This is a genomic window from Roseateles koreensis, from assembly GCF_028595305.1.
In the GTDB taxonomy this organism is placed as follows: domain Bacteria; phylum Pseudomonadota; class Gammaproteobacteria; order Burkholderiales; family Burkholderiaceae_C; genus Paucibacter_A; species Paucibacter_A koreensis.
In genome coordinates, this window is the sequence record NZ_JAQQXS010000006.1 from 238,929 (window position 1) to 256,383 (window position 17,455).

Here is a 17,455-nt window from a genome sequence, read left to right on the forward strand (position 1 = left end):
TAACGTGTCAACCGAATGGGTCAGCCCACCAGACGCAGCATCAGCAAGCTCAACGGCATGGCCAACATGGCAATCAAGGTCGACAGGGTCACCAGCCCGGCCACAAACGCGCCGTTGCCGCCCATGCGCATGGCCAGTACATAGCAGCTGGAGGCGGTGGGGAGGGTGGAAAAAATCAGCAACAGCAGGCGTTGCTCTGCGGGCAGGTTCAGCATGAGCGCAAAAACCAGCGCGATCAAGGGCGTCACGAGATGCCGGATCAGCAGCAGGGCGGTTGCCAGCCCGGGCGCATCCTTGAGCGCGCCCACCCGCAGCCCGGCGCCAACGGCCATCAAGCCCAGCGGCAGTGCAGCCTGCCCGATGCGATGCAGGGTCAGCGTTGCAAGTTCAGGAAACTTCAAGCCCAACACATTGGCAGCCAAACCCGCCAAGGTGCTCAAGATCAAGGGGTTGCGCATCAATTCCCGCAGCAGGCCGTGGCCGCCATGGCGAGCCAGCGGCCACACGGCTGCCACATTGCAAATGGGCACGCACAGGGCAATCAGCAGGGCGACCCAGGCAACACCCTGTGCGCCCAGCATGCGCTCCGCCACCGCAAGCGCAATGAAAGAGTTGAACCGAAAGGCGCATTGCGCCCCCGACGCTTGGTTGCGGGCATCCACACCCGGCCACAGCCGCAATAAATAGGCCAGGCCGATGCCGCAAGACACCGTGGCGACGCCAGCCAGACCCAAACTCGCCGTGGCGCCCAGATGCAAGGGCGTACGCACAATAGAGTTGAACAGCAAGACGGGGAACAGCAGGTAGTACACCAAGCGCTCGGCCGACTCCCAAACCGGTCGGTTCAGGCTGGTGTAGCGGCACAGCACGTAGCCGACCAGAATCAAGAGAAAATCAGGGAGCAGAAGCAATACATCAAACATGGTGCACAGTGTGCCAGCAAGGCACGCCAGGGCGGCGCAGCATGGGGTTCACGGGCTCGCGGAATCGCGGCTGTCGTCCAACTGCCCGCGTCAGACGTTATGGTGTGGCATCTGATCATCCGAGGAGTTCCCCTTCATGTCGTCCCGTAATCTTTTCCGGCAAAGCTCGGGTTTGAGCCGCCGCCAAGCCCTGGCGTTTGGCGTTTCTGCCGTGGCCGGCAGCTGGCTGGCAATGCCCGCACCCGCCTGGGCCATGAAGTATGAAGACCAGGTGTTTGACGACACCCTGCGTCTGGCTGGTGGCGAGCTGGTGCTGAACGGCGTCGGCAAGCGGGCCGGCAAAGTATTCAGGGCTTACGCGGCTGGCCTCTACCTGAGTGGCAAATCCAATACCTTGGCCGGCGTGATGGCCATGCCCGGGCCCAAACGCCTGCAAATGCGCATGACCTTGGACATCAGCGTCAGCGTGCCGTTGGGGCTCAACTCGATCCCGGCGGAAGAATTCGTCAAGGCGGTCAAGGTGGGGGTTGAGCGAAACAGCAGCGAGGCCGAGCGCCACGCCCTGGCGGATCGTGTGGCCACCTTCAATGAGGCCCTGCAAGCGGTGGGAAAGGTTCGCAAAAAAGACATCGTCAACGTCGACTACCTGCCGGATCAAGGCACCTTGTTGTTCGTCAACGGCAAGCAATGGGGCCCCAGCATCCCGGGTGTTGATTTCTACAATGCATTCTTGCGCTGCTTCATCGGCGACCTGCCGGTGGACGATGACTTGAAGGCAGGCTTGTTGGGCTTGCCTGTCAAAGGCTAAGACCGGGTTGACGATCTAAGTTGAAAGATTTGCAGTTGTCCAAGCCGAAAAGTGCCGCCTTGGTGAAGCGCGCTGATGGGGCGCCGTTTGAGGTGTCCGCCCCTCCCATGTTGGCCTTGCTGCCAGAGCGGCTGGCCAGCGAGGCCCGCATTGACGCTTTCATCGAAGCCTTGTGGCTGGAGGACGGTTTGTCCCCCAACACGTTGGATGCCTATCGCCGTGACCTGAACCTGCTGGCCGATTGGCTGGCCGCCTTGTCGCCTCGGCCCCTGATGCTCGACCAGTGCAGCGAACCGGATTTGCTGGCTTACGCCAACGCGCGGCACGCGGGCAAGACCACCAGCGCCAATCGCCGGCTGAGTGTCTTCAAGCGTTACTTTCGGTGGGCGCTGCGCAGCCAGGGCGCTGTGCAGGCCATCGTGCAGGATCCGACCTTGCGCCTGGCGAATGCCAAAGCCCAGGTGCGCAATATCAAGACGCTGACGCAGGCTCAGGTCGAGGCTTTGCTGCATGCCCCTGACGTAGACACCGCACTGGGATTGCGCGACCGCGCTATGTTGGAGCTGATGTATGCCAGTGGCTTGCGGGTGAGTGAGCTGGTGACCTTGAAGTCGGTGCATGTGAGCTTCAAGGAGGCGGTACTTCGCGTCACCGGCAAAGGCAGCAAAGAGCGCTTGGTGCCTTTTGGTGAAGAGGCCCATGGTTGGTTGATGCGGTATTTGCAATATGCACGCAGCGAACTGCTTAAAGGGCAAAGCAGCGGCGAACTCTTTGTCACAGGGCGAGGCGAGGGCATGACACGCCAGATGTTCTGGACGCTTGTCAAGAAGCACTCGGCCGCAGCAGGCATCACCAGCCCGCTGTCGCCCCACACCTTGCGCCACGCCTTTGCGACCCATTTGCTGAACCACGGCGCCGATCTGCGCGTAGTGCAATTGCTGCTGGGGCATGCCGACCTGTCGACCACGCAGATTTACACCCACGTGGCGCGGGAGCGTCTCAAGGCCATTCACGCGGCCCATCATCCCCGGGGCTGAGGAGTGCATTCTGGGTAGCGCTCTAGGCGGTAGACAGGGCGGTGGCCAGGGCAGCGACAATCCCGCCCATGGATCACAGTTTTCTCTCCGCCTTCATCCTGCTTTTGCTGGTTCTCGACCCGCTGGGTAGCCTCCCCATCTTCATCCCCATCATGCGCTCCGTCTCGCCCGAGCGGCGTAGCTGGGTGGCTGGCCGAGAGGTTGGCATTGCCTTCGTGGTGCTGTTTGCCTTTATGTTTCTCGGCGACAGTTTCTTGCGCGTGATGCATTTGTCCGAACGCTCGCTGGAGGTGGCCGGCGGCGTGATTCTGCTGATCATCGCCATCCGCATGATTTTTGGCACTTCCAGTGAAGCGGCCTATGGCCTGGAGGCCGGCCGGGAGCCCTTGATCTTCCCGCTCGCCGTGCCGCTGCTGGCGGGCCCGTCCGCCATGGCCACCGTCTTGCTGCTCGCGTCGCGCCAGCCCGAGCGCATCATGGAATGGATCGGTGCCTTGACCGCTGCCATGATGGTGTCGGGTCTGACCTTGCTGCTGGCCGACCGCATCCGTCGCATTCTGGGCGATTCGGTGATCTCCGCACTTGAAAAGCTGATGGGCCTGGTGCTGACCGCTATCGCCGTGGAGATGTGCCTGGCTGGCTTGAAGCGTTATTTCATTGGCGGGCTTTGAGTGTCTCAAGACCGTTGTGGCGGCTCCAGACGCAGCTGTAACTCGCTTCCTCGGGTACGCCGCTCGAACTTTCGACCCACTTTCCACGATACGAAACAGTGTTTTCATATCGTGAATTCAACTGATGCTGCGCTGCGACATTTTTTCTCATTATGGTGAATGTGATTTCATAATCAGAAATTCTCAATCTAAGTTGTTGATTTTAAATGAAAACAAATTGAGTCTTATATAAGACATAAGTCTTCCCATGAAGCGCGAACAGGACTAATCTTGAGCCACAGCGCCGGAACAGCAAACGCACTGAAACTCCCCAGCGGGAGGTCAAGCCAAGCGGTTCAGCCCCCCAGGGCAACGGTGACTTGGTTTCTGGTGAACCCTTTTCAACTTGCAGGAGAACTTCATGTCGACGAATCTGACCCGCGAACAACAAATCGCCGCCCTCGAAAAAGACTGGGCCGAAAATCCCCGTTGGAAGGGCATCAAGCGCGGCTACACCGCCGCTGACGTGGTGCGACTGCGCGGTTCGCTGAAGATCGAACACACGCTGGCCCAACGTGGCGCCGAAAAGCTGTGGAACCTGGTCAACACCGAGCCCTTCATCAACGCCCTGGGTGCGCTGACCGGCAACCAAGCCATGCAGCAAGTCAAGGCCGGCCTGAAGGCCATCTACCTGTCTGGCTGGCAAGTCGCTGGCGATGCCAACAGCAATGGCGAGATGTACCCCGACCAGTCGCTGTACTCGGTGGACTCGGTGCCTAAGGTTGTCAAGAAGATCAACGCCACGTTCAAGCGCGCTGACGAAATTCAATGGAGCGAAGGCAAGAACGACACCGACTTCTTCGCCCCCATCGTGGCCGATGCTGAAGCCGGCTTTGGCGGCGTTCTGAACGCCTTCGAGTTGATGAAGTCCATGATCGAAGCTGGCGCTGCAGGCGTTCACTTCGAAGACCAATTGGCGGCTGCCAAGAAGTGCGGCCACATGGGCGGCAAGGTGCTGGTGCCCACCCGTGACGCCGTCGCCAAACTGAACGCGGCTCGCCTGGCTGCCGACGTGATGGGCACGCCCACTGTGCTGCTGGCCCGTACCGACGCTGAAGCCGGTGACCTGGTCACCAGCGACATCGACGACAACGACAAGCCTTTCTGCACCGGCGAGCGCACCGTCGAAGGTTTTTACCGTACCCGCAACGGTCTGGAGCAAGCCATCAGCCGTGGCCTGGCTTACGCCGAAGTGGCCGACATGATCTGGTGCGAAACTGGCAAGCCTGACCTGGCTTTCGCCAAGGCCTTCGCTGACGCGATCCACGCCAAGTTCCCCGGTAAGTTGCTGGCCTACAACTGCTCGCCTTCCTTCAACTGGAAGAAGAACCTGGACGATGCCACCATCGCAAAGTTCCAGCGCGAGTTGGGCGCCATGGGCTACAAGTTCCAGTTCATCACGCTGGCCGGCTTCCACAGCCTGAACTACTCCATGTTCAACCTGGCCTACGGCTACGCTCGCAACAATATGAGCGCGTTCGTGGAACTGCAAGAAGCTGAATTCGCCGCCGCCGAGAAGGGCTTCACCGCCGTGAAGCACCAGCGCGAAGTGGGCACGGGTTATTTCGACGCAGTGACCACCACCATCGAGCGCGAAGCTTCGACCGCAGCCCTGAAGGGCTCGACTGAAGACGAGCAATTCTTCGACAAGAAGCACGGTTGAGTTCGTGCAGGGCGGCTTGCCGCCCTGCACCGACAGTGGGACGACAGAAATATTTCAAGGCCTGGCGCTTCTGCGTCGGGCCTTTTTTCGTGAGTACGAAGGTCATCGCCGCCACGACGCATCGCGCGCAACATACGGTCTACATGGCCTGCATCAACATCGCGCGATAGTCCTCGCGGCTGGCGAGGCGTGGGTTGGTCTTGTGGCAGTGGTCAAGCAGTGCGCCATCGATCACACGTTCAAACACCGAAGCGTCGACGCCCATGGCGCCCAGCCCAGACGGCAGCCCCAAGCGAAGGTTCAGCACGGTGATGGCTTGTGCGATTTCTTCGCCGTCGGCCCCACAACCCGACAGGCCCATGGCGTGTGCCATGCGGGTGAGCCGCTGCTCCTGAATCATGCTGGGTGCCGCTGCGTTGAAACGTACCACGGCGGGCAGAAAAACGGCATTCAATGTACCGTGATGCAGCCGCGGGCTTACACCGCCCAGGCTGTGACTGAGCGAATGGACGCAACCCAAGCCCTTCTGGAAGGCCATTGCGCCTTGCATGCTGCAACTCATCATCTGCCAGCGCGCTTCACGGTCTTGGCCATTTTGAGTGGCACGCTCAATATGTGCCCAACCGCGGCGCAGGCCGTCCAACGCAATGCCGTCGGCAGGCGGATTTACCGCCGCCGACATGAACGTTTCAAGGCAATGGGCGATGGCGTCCATCCCGGTAGCGGCCGTCAAACTGGGGGGCAGGCCCAGGGTCAACTCGGGGTCGCACACCGCTGATTTGGGCAGCAAGACCCAATTGTGGAAACCCAGTTTGCGCCCATCGTCCACGATGAGAATGGCGCCGCGAGCCACCTCGCTGCCGGTGCCCGCTGTGGTGGGCACGGCAATCACGGGCAAGACGCTCTGCGTGATCAGACTGCTGCCGCCCTCGATGGTGGCATAAGTTTTCAGTGGACCGGGGTGGGTGGCGGCAATTGCAACCCCCTTGGCCAAGTCCATGCTGGAGCCTCCGCCGATGGCGACCAGCCCGTCGCAATCAGTGCGCTGGAGCATCGCCACCGCTTGCCTCACGGCGGCCTCGGTGGGGTTGGATGGGGTTTGGTCGAAGACAGGCGGCGGGGCATCACCCCAAGCCGCCAAGGCCAGATCAAGCACGCCAGCAGCGCGGACACCCGCATCGGTGATGATCAATGGCCGCTGCATCCCCACCCGCTGACATTCCTGGGGCAACAAGGCGGCGGCGCCAAAATCAAGCTGAATCTGGGTCAGGTACTGGATCAAGGCCATGGTCATCCTTTCGCTGTCATTGTCATGTTGCACTGTGCGGTACGCTCTTTGCATTCAGTCTTCAGTCTTCAGTCTTCAGTCTTCAGCATTCTGCAAATCGTGCATGCGCTCTGGCAAACTGCCGTACTTGCCAGAGTACGTGACGGAGACCCGGATTGCCTAGCACCTTGTTGACACCGCGCATGGCCGGTGTGTTGAGTCGCATACAGCGCGCCAATCGCCCGGCGTTCCATGCTTTGAGCCCCACTCAGGCGCGCATTGCCTACTTGATGGGCGCGGAAATTCTTGATTTGCCGCGTGCACCGATTGCGCGTGTTCAAGCGCTGCAAATCCCCGGGCCTGGCGGTGGTATGGCGGCGCGCCTGTACGCGCCCAGCGAAGCGGTGCTGCCAGTGCTGCTCTATCTTCATGGTGGCGGATTCACCATCGGCGGCCTGGAAACACACGACAGCCTGTGTCGACAATTGGCTTTGCGCAGCGGCGCAGCGGTGGTGTCCTTGGATTACCGACTGGCCCCGGAGCATCCGTTTCCGGCGGCCTCGGACGACGCTTGGGCCGCCCTGCAATGGTTGGCATCCCATGCCCAAACGCTGGGCCTCGACGGTACACGTCTTGCCGTCGGCGGAGACAGCGCGGGCGGCACGCTCGCGGCCGTGTGTGCGTTGATGGCGCGTGATGCGGGCCTGTCTTTGGCGCTGCAAGTGCTGATCACGCCGGGCACGGCGGCCCATGCCGACACGGCCTCCCACAAACTATTTGCCAATGGCTTCTTGCTCGACGCGGCGTCGATTAGCTGGTTTTTCGACCACTACATCACGCGCAATCACCGGCGAGACTGGCGCTTCGCACCGATGGAAGCGCCCGACCACAGTGATCTGGCACCCGCCGCCGTGCTGCTGGCGGAGTGCGACCCGCTGGTGGATGAAGGCCTGGCCTACGCCGATCTTTTGCGCGCCCAAGGCAATCCGGTTCAGCTGGAGTTGGTGCGGGGCGTCACCCACGATTTCATCAAGATGGGCCGGGCCATCCCCGAAGCGATGACCGCCATGGACTTCTGCGCCCAGGCACTTCGGGCCGCGCTGCGGTCCTGACGCGCCTGTTCCGTCAAACTTTCAAAATGAATTGACCATGAAACGACACAACTTTCGCTTTGCTGAACGACTGCGGGTGCGCTGGGCCGAAATTGACGCCCAGCAAATTGTCTTCAACGCCCACTACCTGAGCTACTTCGACACCGCCGTGGGCGCCTACTGGCGGGCGCTGGCCTTGCCGTATACCGAAACCATGGTGGGTCTGGGCGGTGATTTCTTCGTTCGAAAAGCTACGCTGGAGTACCTGGGCTCTGCACGTTATGACGATCAGCTCGACGTCGCAATTCGGTGCGAGCGGCTGGGCAACAGTTCCATGCAGATCATTGCTGCGGTATTTCGTGGCGACGAGTTGCTGGTGCACGGCGAGTTGATCTATGTGTTTGCTGACCCGGCAAGCCAACGGCCGGCGACCATTCCGGCCAGCTTGCGTGCGGTGATTGAAGGATTTGAAGCCGGCGAACCCGTTGTGCAGGTGCAACTGGGATCTTGGGCGGAGTTGGGCGACCACGCCGGGGCCATTCGCCAGGCGGTATTCGTGCAGGAGCAGAAGATTCCCGCTGAAATGGAATGGGACGCCGCCGACGCCACTTGCCTGCATGCCGTGGCATTCAACCGCTTTGGCAAGGCGTTAGCTACAGGCCGTTTGCTGCCCCATGTGCCCGGTGTTGCAAAAATCGGGCGCATGGCAGTGTTGAGCGTGATGCGTGGCAGCCGGGTGGGGCGGGAGGTGCTTGAAGCCTTGATGCGCCAGGGCAAGGCCATGGGCTATCGCGAGGTACTGCTGCACGCGCAGTTGTCAGCGGCAGGCTTTTACACCCGTGCGGGCTTTGTTCAACGGGGGCCTGTTTTTGAAGAGGCCGGCATTGGGCATGTCGAGATGGTCAAGAACCTGTGAGCACAGGGCCCCGCAGGGCTCTGAAACTCTCGCAGTGGCGTTCACCCGTGATCAGGCCCTGAAGCTTGGCGGCCATCAAGGCTGCCACTTCATGCGCATGCTCGCCAGTGTGAATTTCCATCCAGGTGGCGCCAGCTGAACCCTCAAGGCCCTCCGCGCTGGCGGTTTGGCACAGCAGTCGAGGGCGATTCATTGGGGCTGGCAAGCTCGCCACAAGGGCTTCAAATGCGGCCCATGCTGGTGCCAGTTGCTCGGCGCTGAGCTTGTAGTAGACGTACAGCTCATCGGCCGTTTTCTCCCAGGTCGGCACTTCGGCCTTTTCACCCGAATTCATCTGGTGAGCCCCTCATACTTCGGAGTTGAGCGGTATCTCGTAGGGGAGGGGACGGTGCAGTAGCGCAGGGCCGTCGGATGCGCCCAGGCGCAACTCACCCGATGCCAGCGCGGCAATTTTGACTTCAGCCAGCAGCAGGCTCTGCCCAGCCCGCTGGGCCACATTGGCCACCAAACCGGCCGGCTGATCGGGATCATCACTGTGGAAAATCTCTTGGCCGGGCACCGGCGGCTGCGCCGGCGTCGGTAATTCGAAGAGCTGGGTGCGTCGCTTCAAAGTCCCTCGGTACTGGCTGCGGGCAACTACCTCTTGCCCGGGGTAGCAACCTTTTTTGAAGTTCACACCGTCCAGCAGCTCAAGGTTGATCATCTGCGGCACAAATGCTTCGCTGGTGGCCAAGCTGACCCACGCCAAGCCGCTTTGAACACTGCGCCACTGCCATACATCCGGGGCCAGCGGACGCAGATCCGGTGCGGGAGCCTCGGCGTTCTGGATCAAAAGAAACCGAGGCTCGGCATGCTCTGCAATCGCACTGTCCGGCAGGCGGATGATGCAAGCACCCGCGGCGGTTTCACCCCGTGACCAGCGCTGAGTCAGGCTTGCACCGACATCCTGCAATTCAGGTGCGAGCCCCGCGAGGCCCCAAACGCGCAGGTCGCCGCTGGCGTCCGTGAGCTTGCATTTGGCGCGCATGACAAACATGGAGAGCCGTTTGAGAATCGACGGGAGCAGTTCTTTGGGAAGAACGAGGTACAAGGTTTCCGGGCTGGCCTTCCAGGCGATCAGCGTGGCCAGCAAGCGGCCTTTGGCGGAGCAATAACCCGCCAAGCGAGCGTGCTGGGCGCCCAGCAGTTCGAAATCTTGGGTCAGCTGGCCGTGCAAAAATTTGGCGGCATCAGCGCCCTCGGCGCGAATGACACCCCAGTCATCCAGGGGCAGGGCGCCGGGCGCCAGAAGAGAGTCGGAGGTCGTGGCAAGGCTGTTCATGGGCTTGATTATCATCAGCGCCCGGCTTCGTCGCCGAAGCCCCGAAAATGGACGTCTGAAATTACAGACAAATAGAGCGGAATCCGCGCACGCATGAAACATTGGTTGACCCGAATTCTGCAAATCTTGATCGTCACCCCCTTGGTGCTGGCCGCGTTGGCGGCGGCCGGATTTGCTTGGTGGTTGCAGCAGCCCATGCACTTGGCGGCGCCGTCAGTGGAGTTGTCCATTGAGGCAGGCTCGCCGCCGCGGGAGGTGTCTCAGGCCTGGGTCAATGCCGGTGTGCAGGAAGATGCTCGGCTGCTGTACCAGTGGTTTCGCTGGTCCGGGCAATCGCGCCAAATTCGTGCCGGCAGTTACGAAATTCACACGGGTGCGACCCCGCGAGATCTCTTGGCAAAGATGGTACGCGGCGACGAAGTACTGGAGCAGTTGCGCCTGATCGAGGGCTGGAACTTTCGCCAGGTGAGGACGGCGCTGGCCCATGCGCCCGCCCTGCGCGCCACCAGTGCCCAGCTCAACGATGCTGAATTGATGGCCGCGTTGGGCGCCCCGGGGCTGGCACCTGAGGGCCGTTTTTTTCCGGACACCTATGCGTACAGCAAAGGCGTTAGCGACCTGACGGTGCTCAAACGAGCGATGAAGGCCATGCAAAAACAGCTCGACGCCGCATGGCAGGGCCGCAGCGAGAGCTTGCCTTTGAAAACGCCAGACGAGGCGCTGACACTGGCGTCTATCATTGAAAAAGAAACCGGCGCCGCTCAAGACCGTAGTTTGGTGGCCGCCGTGTTCATCAACCGCCTGCGTCTGGGCATGCCCCTGCAGACGGACCCCACTGTCATTTATGGCATGGGCGAGCAATTCAACGGCAACCTGCGCAAACGCGATCTGCTGACGGACACCCCGTTCAATACTTACACCCGCGGCGGGCTGCCGCCGACGCCAATTTCCATGCCCGGCAAGGCTTCTCTGGCGGCGGCATTGCACCCCGCCAGCAGCAAGGCACTTTATTTTGTAGCGCGGGGCGACGGCACCAGTCAGTTCAGTGAGGACCTGGCCGCGCATAATCGTGCCGTCAACAAATTCCAGCGCGGCAAGTGAGCAGTCCATTGAGCAGCAAGAACATCGGCAGATTCATCAGTATTGAAGGCATTGACGGCGCCGGAAAATCCACCCATATCGCCAGCCTGAGTGCGCGTTTGCAGCAGCGCGGCGCCGACGTGGTGAACACGCGTGAACCAGGTGGTACGCCGCTCGCCGAGACACTGCGCGGGCTGCTTCTGCACAGCGGCATGGATGAATTGACGGAGGCATTGCTGGTGTTTGCTGGTCGCCGTGACCATTTGCGTCAGGTGATTGAGCCTGCCTTGAGTTCGGGCAAAACTGTGCTCTGCGACCGTTTCACCGATGCGACTTTCGCCTATCAGGGGGGCGGGCGGGGCATGGAGCTGAGCGTGCTCGCCGCGCTGGAGCAATGGGTACAGCAGGGGCGCCAGCCCGATCTGACCCTGTGGTTCGACCTGCCGGCGGAGTTGGCTGCGCAGCGCCGTGCCGCAGCCCGGGAGGCCGATCGCTTCGAGCAGCAAGATCTTGAATTCTTCAACAAGGTTCGGGCCGGGTATGCCGCCCGGGCCGCAGCCGCGCCCACACGATTCGCGCGGATTGACGCCAGCCTCAGTGTTGAAGCGGTTTCCGCCCAGATCGAAGCCGTGCTGGAGGCCCGCGGATGGTGAGCAGCGATCAAACCCTGCCGCTGCCCTGGCTCGCTCAATCGCTGAGCCAGGCGCTGGCGACGGCTCGCTCACACGCCTTGTTGGTACAAGGCCCCTCCGGGGTTGGGCAACTTGACCTGGCCTTGTTGCTGGCGCAAAGTTGGCTGTGTGAACAGCCGACTCAAAGTGGTGAACGACGGGGCTGGGCCTGTGGCCAGTGCGCGAGTTGCAAGTTGTTCGGCTCCCACACGCACCCGGATTTCATGCTGTTGGTGCCCGAGGCCTTGCGCGAACAAATCGGCTGGGGCGCAGACAGCGAACCCGGCAAAGATGGAGAGGCCAAGGCCTCCAAAACGAAACCCAGCCGCGAGATCAAGATTGATGCGGTCCGCGGCCTGCTCAGTTTTGCGCAAGCCACCTCCGCCCGGGGGCGCGCCAAGGTCGTTGTCGTGTACCCGGCGGAAGCGTTGAATACCGTGGCCGCTAATGCCTTGCTGAAAACGCTGGAAGAACCCGCGGGCCTCTTGCGTTTTGTCCTGGCCAGCAGTGCCTCGGAGTCGCTGCTGCCGACCATCCGCAGCCGTTGTCAGCCCGTGCCGCTGGGTTTGCCCGATAAAGCGCCTTGCTTGCAGTGGCTGCAAGAGCAAGGCGTGGAGGGCGCCGACGTGCTGCTGGCCGCCGCCGGTGGCCGCCCTCAGGAGGCGCGTGACTGGTTTGAGGCCGGTTTGCGCGCGACCGCCTGGCAGCAATTGCCGCAGCGCCTGGCACGCGGGGAGGCCGCGGCGCTGAGCGACTGGCCCCAGGCCCGAGCCATCGATGCCCTGCAACGGCTCTGCCACGACCTGCTGCGCGTGACCCATGGCGCCGAGCCCACCTACTTCCCGAAGGCATCGTTGCCACAACCCAAGCTGGCCGCGCCCTTGCATATGTGGGAGGCCAGCCTGCGTCAGTCGGCCCGGCATGCCGAACACCCACTGAATACTGGGCTGTTGATGGAGTCGCTGTTCGCGCAAGGGCAAGCGGCGTTGCGTGAAGCTTCACCACGGCGAGCTAACGCCTGAGTCTGTACGGGGTGGGGCGGTAGTCTCCAGCCAGCCTTCGTCAACCGGGCCAAGGGTCGCCGTTACAGGCGCCGTTACAAAACGCGACCCTTGAACGCCGGGATTGCGCCGCGCCGGTCTGCGCCTTCGCTACACTGCAAGGCATGAGCGACCCCAAGACTTCGACCTCCCAGCCAATCGCGCTGACCGCGGTGGGTGGCCTCGCATCTGCAACGGCGCAGACTGGCCCCAGGCCCAGCGTGATTCAACTGGTATTCCGTGAAAAAGGCGCCTTGTACGCCGCCTATATGCCCGTGTTTTCGGATGGTGGGCTGTTTGTTCCCACCGTCCGTGACTATCGCTTGGGTGAAGACGTCTACCTCTTACTCGCCTTGCCCGAAGACAACCAACGCTACCCGGTCGCCGGCAAAGTGGCATGGCTGACTCCCGCCAATGCCTCCGGCGGGCGGACTCAAGGGATTGGCGTGCGCTTTCCCGCTGACGAAAAAAGCCGCTTGATCAAGCTGAAGATCGAAGAAATTCTGGGGACGCAAATTTCCTCCTCCAAACCCACGCAAACCATCTGAGCCGTTTTGGCCTGAGCTCGACGCCGTCCATGTTCATTGATTCCCATTGCCACCTGAGCTTTCCGGAGCTTCACGCGCAACTGCCGCAAATTCTTCAAGAGATGGCCACGGCCCAGGTGGACCAAGCCATCTGCATCTGCACCACCATGGAAGAATTTCCCCAGGTGCATGCCCTGGCCACCGCCAACGCGCAGTTGTGGGCCACCGTGGGCGTGCACCCCGACAACGAAGATGTGCATGAGCCCAACGTGGCTGAACTGGTTCAGGCCGCCCGCCTTGAAAAGATTGTGGCCATTGGTGAAACCGGGCTCGACTACTACCGCCTCAATGGCCGCAGCATTGACGACATGGAGTGGCAGCGCGAGCGCTTTCGCACCCACATCCGCGCTGCCAAACAAGTGGCCAAACCCCTGGTCATCCACACCCGCAGCAGTGCCGCCGACACTTTGAAGCTGCTGGACGAGGAGGGCGCTGAGCAGGCGGGTGGCGTCTTTCACTGCTTCACCGAGAGCGTGGACATTGCCTTGGCGGCCATTGAGCGGGGCTACTACATTTCTTTCTCGGGAATTTTGAGCTTTCGTAATGCCCAAAGCTTGCGGGATGTTGCCGCCGCGTTGCCGCTGGAAAAGCTTCTAATTGAAACCGACAGCCCCTATCTCGCGCCGGTGCCTTATCGCGGGCGCCTCAATAGCCCCGCCTATGTCCCGCATGTAGCGGCAGCGCTAGCCTCGGCGAAGGGTGTCTCGATCGAAGAACTGGCACAACTGACCACGGCGAACTGCCGCCGTCTTTTTGGCTTGCAATGAACAACAAGGCAACTATGAGCTTCAACCCACGCGATCATCGATCTTGGCCGGCTCTAGCTCTCTTCTTGTGCCTCAGCTTTAGCCAAGCCAGCAAGGCTGCGCCGATCGACGATCTGGTGCTCGCGGCCGAACTGGATGATGGGCGCACCATCACCCGTCTGCTCGTCAATGGTGTGGACCCTAACGGTCATGATGAACGGGGCAGGGTCGCTTTGCCTACAGCCATCCGCGAAGACGCCGATAAAGCCTTTCGCAGCCTGCTCAACGATCCACGACTGAATCTGGCGGCGCGCAACCCAAGCGGTGAAACTCCCTTGATGCTTGCCGCCATCAAGGGCCGGCTGGACTGGGTGCAGGCTTTGGTCAAAAAGGGCGCGCCCGTCAATCAGGACGGCTGGACGCCTTTGCACTACGCCTGCAGCGGCCCTGACAACGGCGTTGCGCAATGGTTGATTTCTCAAGGTGCGGACATCAATTCACGCTCACCCAATGGCAGCACGCCGCTGATGTTGGCCGCAGGCTATGGCGCCTTGGACCTGACCCCGGTCCTGCTCAAAGCGGGTGCCGACGCTAGCCTGCGCAACACGCAAGGCCTGAGCGCCACAGACTTCGCACGCAAAGCAGATCGCGAAGGGGTGTTGAAACAACTGTCGGCGCAAAACCACTGAACTTGCCGGAGCGCACCATGACCCATCTTACCGCAGCCGATTTTTCCGCCGAAATTCTTCGGCTGTTCGATCAATTTGTGCATGGCGATATCAGCCGGCGCATGTTTCTCGATTCTGCGCAACGCAAACTCGGCAGCGCTGCCGCCGCAGCGGCCACCCTCAGCGCCTTGACCCCCCGTTTCGCCGCCGCCCAGCAAGTCCAGCCGGGCGACCCGCGCATCCTCACACGCTGGCAAGAATTTGATTCACCCCAGGGGTCCGGGCGTGTGCGGGGCTTGTTAGCCCAGCCCGCCCAGGCCAAAGGAAAGCTGCCCACGATACTGGTCGTGCACGAAAACCGCGGCCTGAACCCTCACATTGAAGACATCACCCGGCGCCTGGCGCTTGAAGGCTATCTCGCCTTCGCCCCCGATGCACTCGCCACATTGGGCGGCTATCCTGGCGACGAAGACAAAGCCCGCGAGTTATTCGCCACTCTGGACATTCCGAAAATTCGCGCCGACTTTGTCACCGCCGCGCAAGCCGTGGCGGGTTTGCCCGAAAGCAATGGACGCGTTGGCGTGGTGGGGTTCTGCTTTGGCGGCAGCATCGCAAACTATCTAGCCACCCAACTGCCTCAATTGGCCGCCGCCGTGCCGTTCTACGGCGCGCAGCCTCCCGTTGATCAGATCCCCAAAATCAAGGCGCCATTGCTTTTGCACTACGCCGGTGAGGACGATCGCATTAACGCGGGCTGGCCTTCATACGAAGCCGCATTGAAAGCCGCGCATGTGCCGTATCAAGCCTTTGTATACGCAGGCACACAACACGGCTTCAATAACGACACCACGCCTCGGTTTGACTCTACATCCGCTGCACTGGCTTGGCAACGAACCTTGTCGTTCTTCAAGGCACATCTGCAATAGGCCAGCCAAGCGGTGATCAAGATCGGCGTCACCCTGAGAGACTCGTCCTGCGACATGAATGAACTGCTCCTTCTCGCTGTGCTTACATGGGAGTCGGGATCTTGAGAACCATACACACAGAACGGGTGCGGTGTCTAATATGTTATTTTACATAATACACATTGTCGAACTTTCAGGGGTGCTTTTAGCCTCCCTTCATTTGCCAAATCGTGCCCTTCAGTCTGCGACAGCAGAAACCAGGTCATCCGGCCCAAGGATGTAACTTCTGGCCTTAACCGCCGGAGAAATTGGGGGCCCACAAGAAACGGGAAATTTTGCACTTTAAGCCAAAGCGACATAAATGCGCTGGCATTCAATCGAAATTCGCATAAGCGCGCTGCGAACTTCGGAGCCGTGATCGTTTCCGCGTCAGTCGCCCTGCGTTGGATATTCCGGTGCCGTCCGCAAAGCCCTGAACTTCCCTGGCATGGGCTGATGGCTTGCATCACCAAGTTCAGCCCGCTGGCCCGATTCTGCTGATCCTCGAACGCCCGATCGCGGATTTCGCCCAGCCGGTGGAAGAAAACGCGCGTGCCAGCTTGTGTCTCGATTCCCCCTTTTTCAAGCCAGCGCCGACCCGGCGCCGATAGTCGGGATCACGCAACCACTTGCGCGTATGCAGGCTGCGTTCGATGCGTCCCAGTTCCCGAAGACCGGTGGCGATGCTGTTCTGCCGGGGATAGGCGGCCAGCTTGCGCAGCGGCAGTGACGACGTGACCGTTCCTTGTTTGATCGACGCACCTACCCGCATCACGTCGTCGAACACGGCTTCACTGGCTTTGCTGTTCAGGCTTCCGCCAGCGAGGCTGGTAAGACCGGGCCAGCCGTCGGCCTTGCCGGGCACATAGATGCGATTGTCCTTCAGGTCGGCTATGCGCGGCGCAAAAGAAAACCAAAACGGCTGCGCGTGGGTTCAATAACCGCAATTCGCGGCGCTGTCTGCTGGGCTCCAGGGACATGACTGCCCTGGGTGCGCGTTCGCAAGGATGAGGTCGAAATTCAGGCCGCCCAGGACACCGGCGGGATCATCTCGTCCTTCAAGAATTGAATGAAGCTGCGCACCTTGGGCGGCACAAAGCGCCCCGGCACATGCAGGGCATAGACGGCACTGCCCAGATTGCCAAGGGCGGTACCAAGAAACCCTGGGGCGGTGATGAGAGAACGAATTGGGAAGATACGCGCAAGACTTTAAAGACAAAGCCGTGGCCAGACTGCTGCCGCCCTCCAGTGCGACGGTGAGCGACGTGGCCGACGAGATGGGAATCGCGGCGGCGACGCTGGAGCGTTGGCGGGCTGAGGCCTTGGCCAAACCGCTGAACGAGCGAATATGGGGCGCGGCAGCGCGCTTTGACGCTGTGCTGTGCACCGCAGCCATGGACGACGCCAGCAAGAACGCTTGGTGCTGCAGCAAGGGCGTCTACCCCCAAGAATTAGAGCGGTGGCGTAGCACAGCGACACAGGCCTTGGCGCGCCCTGACGAAGCTCGCGCCAGCCCAGCGCAAACCAAGCAAGATCGCCAGCGCATCAAGGCGTTGGAGCGCGAGCTCAAGCGCGAGAATGCAGCCCTTGCGGAGACGGCGATTTGGCGTGAAATTACATGAATGCCGGCTGACCCTCATCAAGGCGATCAGCACGGCCCAGTTCCAGCGCGCGCTGTACAGCATGGCGTAGTGGTTGCTGAGCATGGCCACCAGCACCGGCAGGTCAAAAAAGGTGTTGTGCACGCTGCGCTGCTTACCGCGCTGGCCGTGAATGGGGCTGGGCAAGCGGGCGGCCCGCAGGTCCGCAACCGCCTGCCGCTGGCCCGGGATGATGCAGAAGAACACATTGGCCGTCATCATGGTGGCCAGCATGGCGCCGATGATGAGAAGGCGGCGCGGCCGGCAAACAGCTGGCAGGCCGCCCAGCTGAGGGTCAGCCGGCAGTCATGTTGAAGGGGGCGGTGTGGGCATGGGCGGAAGA

17 protein-coding genes and 3 pseudogenes are annotated in these 17,455 nt (G+C 61.3%); 14 read left to right on the top strand and 6 right to left on the bottom strand.

The features are described 5' to 3' along the window. Nucleotides 1–20: 20 nt before the first annotated feature. Nucleotides 21–923, bottom strand: coding sequence for an AEC family transporter (locus PRZ01_RS08785; RefSeq protein ID WP_273596392.1), 903 nt, complete (start codon nt 921–923; stop codon nt 21–23). A gap of 136 nt (nt 924–1,059) precedes the next feature. Here PRZ01_RS08785 and PRZ01_RS08790 point away from each other — a divergent pair, with 136 nt between their 5' ends. The 4 genes from PRZ01_RS08790 (at nt 1,060) to aceA (ending at nt 5,141) form a co-directional block, all read left to right on the top strand. Beyond that, nucleotides 1,060–1,731, top strand: coding sequence for a chalcone isomerase family protein (locus PRZ01_RS08790; RefSeq protein ID WP_273596393.1), 672 nt, complete (start codon nt 1,060–1,062; stop codon nt 1,729–1,731). A gap of 107 nt (nt 1,732–1,838) precedes the next feature. Then, nucleotides 1,839–2,768, top strand: a complete 930-nt coding sequence (xerD, locus tag PRZ01_RS08795) for a site-specific tyrosine recombinase XerD (protein ID WP_273596432.1) — start codon at nt 1,839–1,841, stop codon at nt 2,766–2,768. Between the two features lie 68 nt (nt 2,769–2,836). Then, a complete protein-coding gene (locus tag PRZ01_RS08800; RefSeq protein ID WP_273596394.1) occupies nt 2,837–3,439 on the top strand; it encodes a MarC family protein in 603 nt (200 codons plus the stop codon). Between the two features lie 400 nt (nt 3,440–3,839). Next, entirely contained in the window at nt 3,840–5,141 is a 1,302-nt protein-coding gene (gene aceA, locus PRZ01_RS08805; RefSeq protein ID WP_409993824.1) for an isocitrate lyase, read from the top strand. Between the two features lie 139 nt (nt 5,142–5,280). Here the strand turns inward: aceA and PRZ01_RS08810 are convergent, their stop codons facing one another. After that, nucleotides 5,281–6,429, bottom strand: a complete 1,149-nt coding sequence (locus PRZ01_RS08810) for an iron-containing alcohol dehydrogenase (protein WP_273596395.1) — start codon at nt 6,427–6,429, stop codon at nt 5,281–5,283. Nucleotides 6,430–6,611: 182 nt separating this feature from the next. Here PRZ01_RS08810 and PRZ01_RS08815 point away from each other — a divergent pair, with 182 nt between their 5' ends. Further along, complete coding sequence (locus PRZ01_RS08815) at nt 6,612–7,520, top strand: alpha/beta hydrolase (RefSeq protein ID WP_273596434.1); 909 nt, start codon at nt 6,612–6,614, stop codon at nt 7,518–7,520. 37 nt (nt 7,521–7,557) lie between these two features. After that, a complete protein-coding gene (locus PRZ01_RS08820) occupies nt 7,558–8,415 on the top strand; it encodes a YbgC/FadM family acyl-CoA thioesterase (RefSeq protein WP_273596396.1) in 858 nt (285 codons plus the stop codon). On the opposite strand, the gene PRZ01_RS08825 is transcribed toward PRZ01_RS08820, so the two are convergent. Next, nucleotides 8,402–8,749, bottom strand: a complete 348-nt coding sequence (locus PRZ01_RS08825) for a DUF4936 family protein (protein WP_273596397.1) — start codon at nt 8,747–8,749, stop codon at nt 8,402–8,404. The two genes, PRZ01_RS08820 and PRZ01_RS08825, sit on opposite strands and share 14 nt — an antisense overlap. Nucleotides 8,750–8,761: 12 nt before the next feature. Continuing rightward, a complete protein-coding gene (gene ygfZ / locus PRZ01_RS08830; protein ID WP_273596398.1) occupies nt 8,762–9,736 on the bottom strand; it encodes a CAF17-like 4Fe-4S cluster assembly/insertion protein YgfZ in 975 nt (324 codons plus the stop codon). A gap of 93 nt (nt 9,737–9,829) precedes the next feature. On the opposite strand from ygfZ, the gene mltG reads away from it, so the two are divergent. From mltG to PRZ01_RS08865, 7 genes are all read left to right on the top strand, one after another. Further along, the gene (gene mltG, locus PRZ01_RS08835; RefSeq protein WP_273596399.1) at nt 9,830–10,837 is read left to right on the top strand and encodes an endolytic transglycosylase MltG; all 1,008 of its coding nucleotides are present in this window, start codon (nt 9,830–9,832) and stop codon (nt 10,835–10,837) included. Further along, nucleotides 10,834–11,469 (top strand): dTMP kinase, encoded by a 636-nt coding sequence (tmk, locus tag PRZ01_RS08840; RefSeq protein ID WP_273596400.1) that lies wholly within the window; start codon nt 10,834–10,836, stop codon nt 11,467–11,469. The genes mltG and tmk overlap by 4 nt, the downstream gene beginning before the upstream one ends. Then, on the top strand, nt 11,463–12,509 hold the full coding sequence (gene holB, locus PRZ01_RS08845; RefSeq protein ID WP_273596401.1) for a DNA polymerase III subunit delta': 1,047 nt from the start codon (nt 11,463–11,465) through the stop codon (nt 12,507–12,509). Before tmk ends, holB begins: the two co-directional genes overlap by 7 nt. A 143-nt stretch (nt 12,510–12,652) precedes the next feature. Beyond that, nucleotides 12,653–13,075, top strand: a complete 423-nt coding sequence (locus PRZ01_RS08850; protein WP_273596402.1) for a PilZ domain-containing protein — start codon at nt 12,653–12,655, stop codon at nt 13,073–13,075. A gap of 29 nt (nt 13,076–13,104) precedes the next feature. Next, nucleotides 13,105–13,881 (top strand): TatD family hydrolase, encoded by a 777-nt coding sequence (locus PRZ01_RS08855; protein ID WP_273596403.1) that lies wholly within the window; start codon nt 13,105–13,107, stop codon nt 13,879–13,881. Nucleotides 13,882–13,946: 65 nt separating this feature from the next. Next, complete coding sequence (locus tag PRZ01_RS08860; protein ID WP_273596404.1) at nt 13,947–14,549, top strand: ankyrin repeat domain-containing protein; 603 nt, start codon at nt 13,947–13,949, stop codon at nt 14,547–14,549. A 17-nt stretch (nt 14,550–14,566) separates the two neighbouring features. Next, nucleotides 14,567–15,454 carry a dienelactone hydrolase family protein gene (locus tag PRZ01_RS08865; RefSeq protein WP_273596405.1) on the top strand — a complete coding sequence of 296 codons (888 nt, stop codon included), beginning with the start codon at nt 14,567–14,569 and terminating at the stop codon, nt 15,452–15,454. Nucleotides 15,455–15,927: 473 nt separating this feature from the next. Here the strand turns inward: PRZ01_RS08865 and PRZ01_RS08870 are convergent. Further along, nucleotides 15,928–16,385, bottom strand: a pseudogene (locus PRZ01_RS08870) (Tn3 family transposase); the annotation flags it as partial. Between the two features lie 274 nt (nt 16,386–16,659). On the opposite strand from PRZ01_RS08870, the pseudogene PRZ01_RS08875 reads away from it, so the two are divergent. After that, nucleotides 16,660–17,073: pseudogene (locus PRZ01_RS08875) on the top strand (transposase); the annotation flags it as partial. Nucleotides 17,074–17,109: 36 nt separating this feature from the next. Here PRZ01_RS08875 and PRZ01_RS08880 read toward each other — a convergent pair. After that, nucleotides 17,110–17,393, bottom strand: a pseudogene (locus PRZ01_RS08880) (urate hydroxylase PuuD); the annotation flags it as partial. Nucleotides 17,394–17,455: the final 62 nt, after the last annotated feature.

Excerpts from the sequence above, each read along its gene's own strand:
- PRZ01_RS08785 (WP_273596392.1), bottom strand. The coding sequence starts at position 923 with ATGTTTGATGTATTGCTTCTGCTCCCTGATTTTCTCTTGATTCTGGTC.
- PRZ01_RS08790 (WP_273596393.1), top strand. The coding sequence starts at position 1,060 with ATGTCGTCCCGTAATCTTTTCCGGCAAAGCTCGGGTTTGAGCCGCCGC.
- xerD (WP_273596432.1), top strand. The coding sequence starts at position 1,839 with ATGTTGGCCTTGCTGCCAGAGCGGCTGGCCAGCGAGGCCCGCATTGAC.
- PRZ01_RS08800 (WP_273596394.1), top strand. The coding sequence starts at position 2,837 with ATGGATCACAGTTTTCTCTCCGCCTTCATCCTGCTTTTGCTGGTTCTC.
- aceA (WP_409993824.1), top strand. The coding sequence starts at position 3,840 with ATGTCGACGAATCTGACCCGCGAACAACAAATCGCCGCCCTCGAAAAA.
- PRZ01_RS08810 (WP_273596395.1), bottom strand. The coding sequence starts at position 6,429 with ATGGCCTTGATCCAGTACCTGACCCAGATTCAGCTTGATTTTGGCGCC.
- PRZ01_RS08815 (WP_273596434.1), top strand. The coding sequence starts at position 6,612 with ATGGCCGGTGTGTTGAGTCGCATACAGCGCGCCAATCGCCCGGCGTTC.
- PRZ01_RS08820 (WP_273596396.1), top strand. The coding sequence starts at position 7,558 with ATGAAACGACACAACTTTCGCTTTGCTGAACGACTGCGGGTGCGCTGG.
- PRZ01_RS08825 (WP_273596397.1), bottom strand. The coding sequence starts at position 8,749 with ATGAATTCGGGTGAAAAGGCCGAAGTGCCGACCTGGGAGAAAACGGCC.
- ygfZ (WP_273596398.1), bottom strand. The coding sequence starts at position 9,736 with ATGAACAGCCTTGCCACGACCTCCGACTCTCTTCTGGCGCCCGGCGCC.
- mltG (WP_273596399.1), top strand. The coding sequence starts at position 9,830 with ATGAAACATTGGTTGACCCGAATTCTGCAAATCTTGATCGTCACCCCC.
- holB (WP_273596401.1), top strand. The coding sequence starts at position 11,463 with ATGGTGAGCAGCGATCAAACCCTGCCGCTGCCCTGGCTCGCTCAATCG.
- PRZ01_RS08850 (WP_273596402.1), top strand. The coding sequence starts at position 12,653 with ATGAGCGACCCCAAGACTTCGACCTCCCAGCCAATCGCGCTGACCGCG.
- PRZ01_RS08855 (WP_273596403.1), top strand. The coding sequence starts at position 13,105 with ATGTTCATTGATTCCCATTGCCACCTGAGCTTTCCGGAGCTTCACGCG.
- PRZ01_RS08865 (WP_273596405.1), top strand. The coding sequence starts at position 14,567 with ATGACCCATCTTACCGCAGCCGATTTTTCCGCCGAAATTCTTCGGCTG.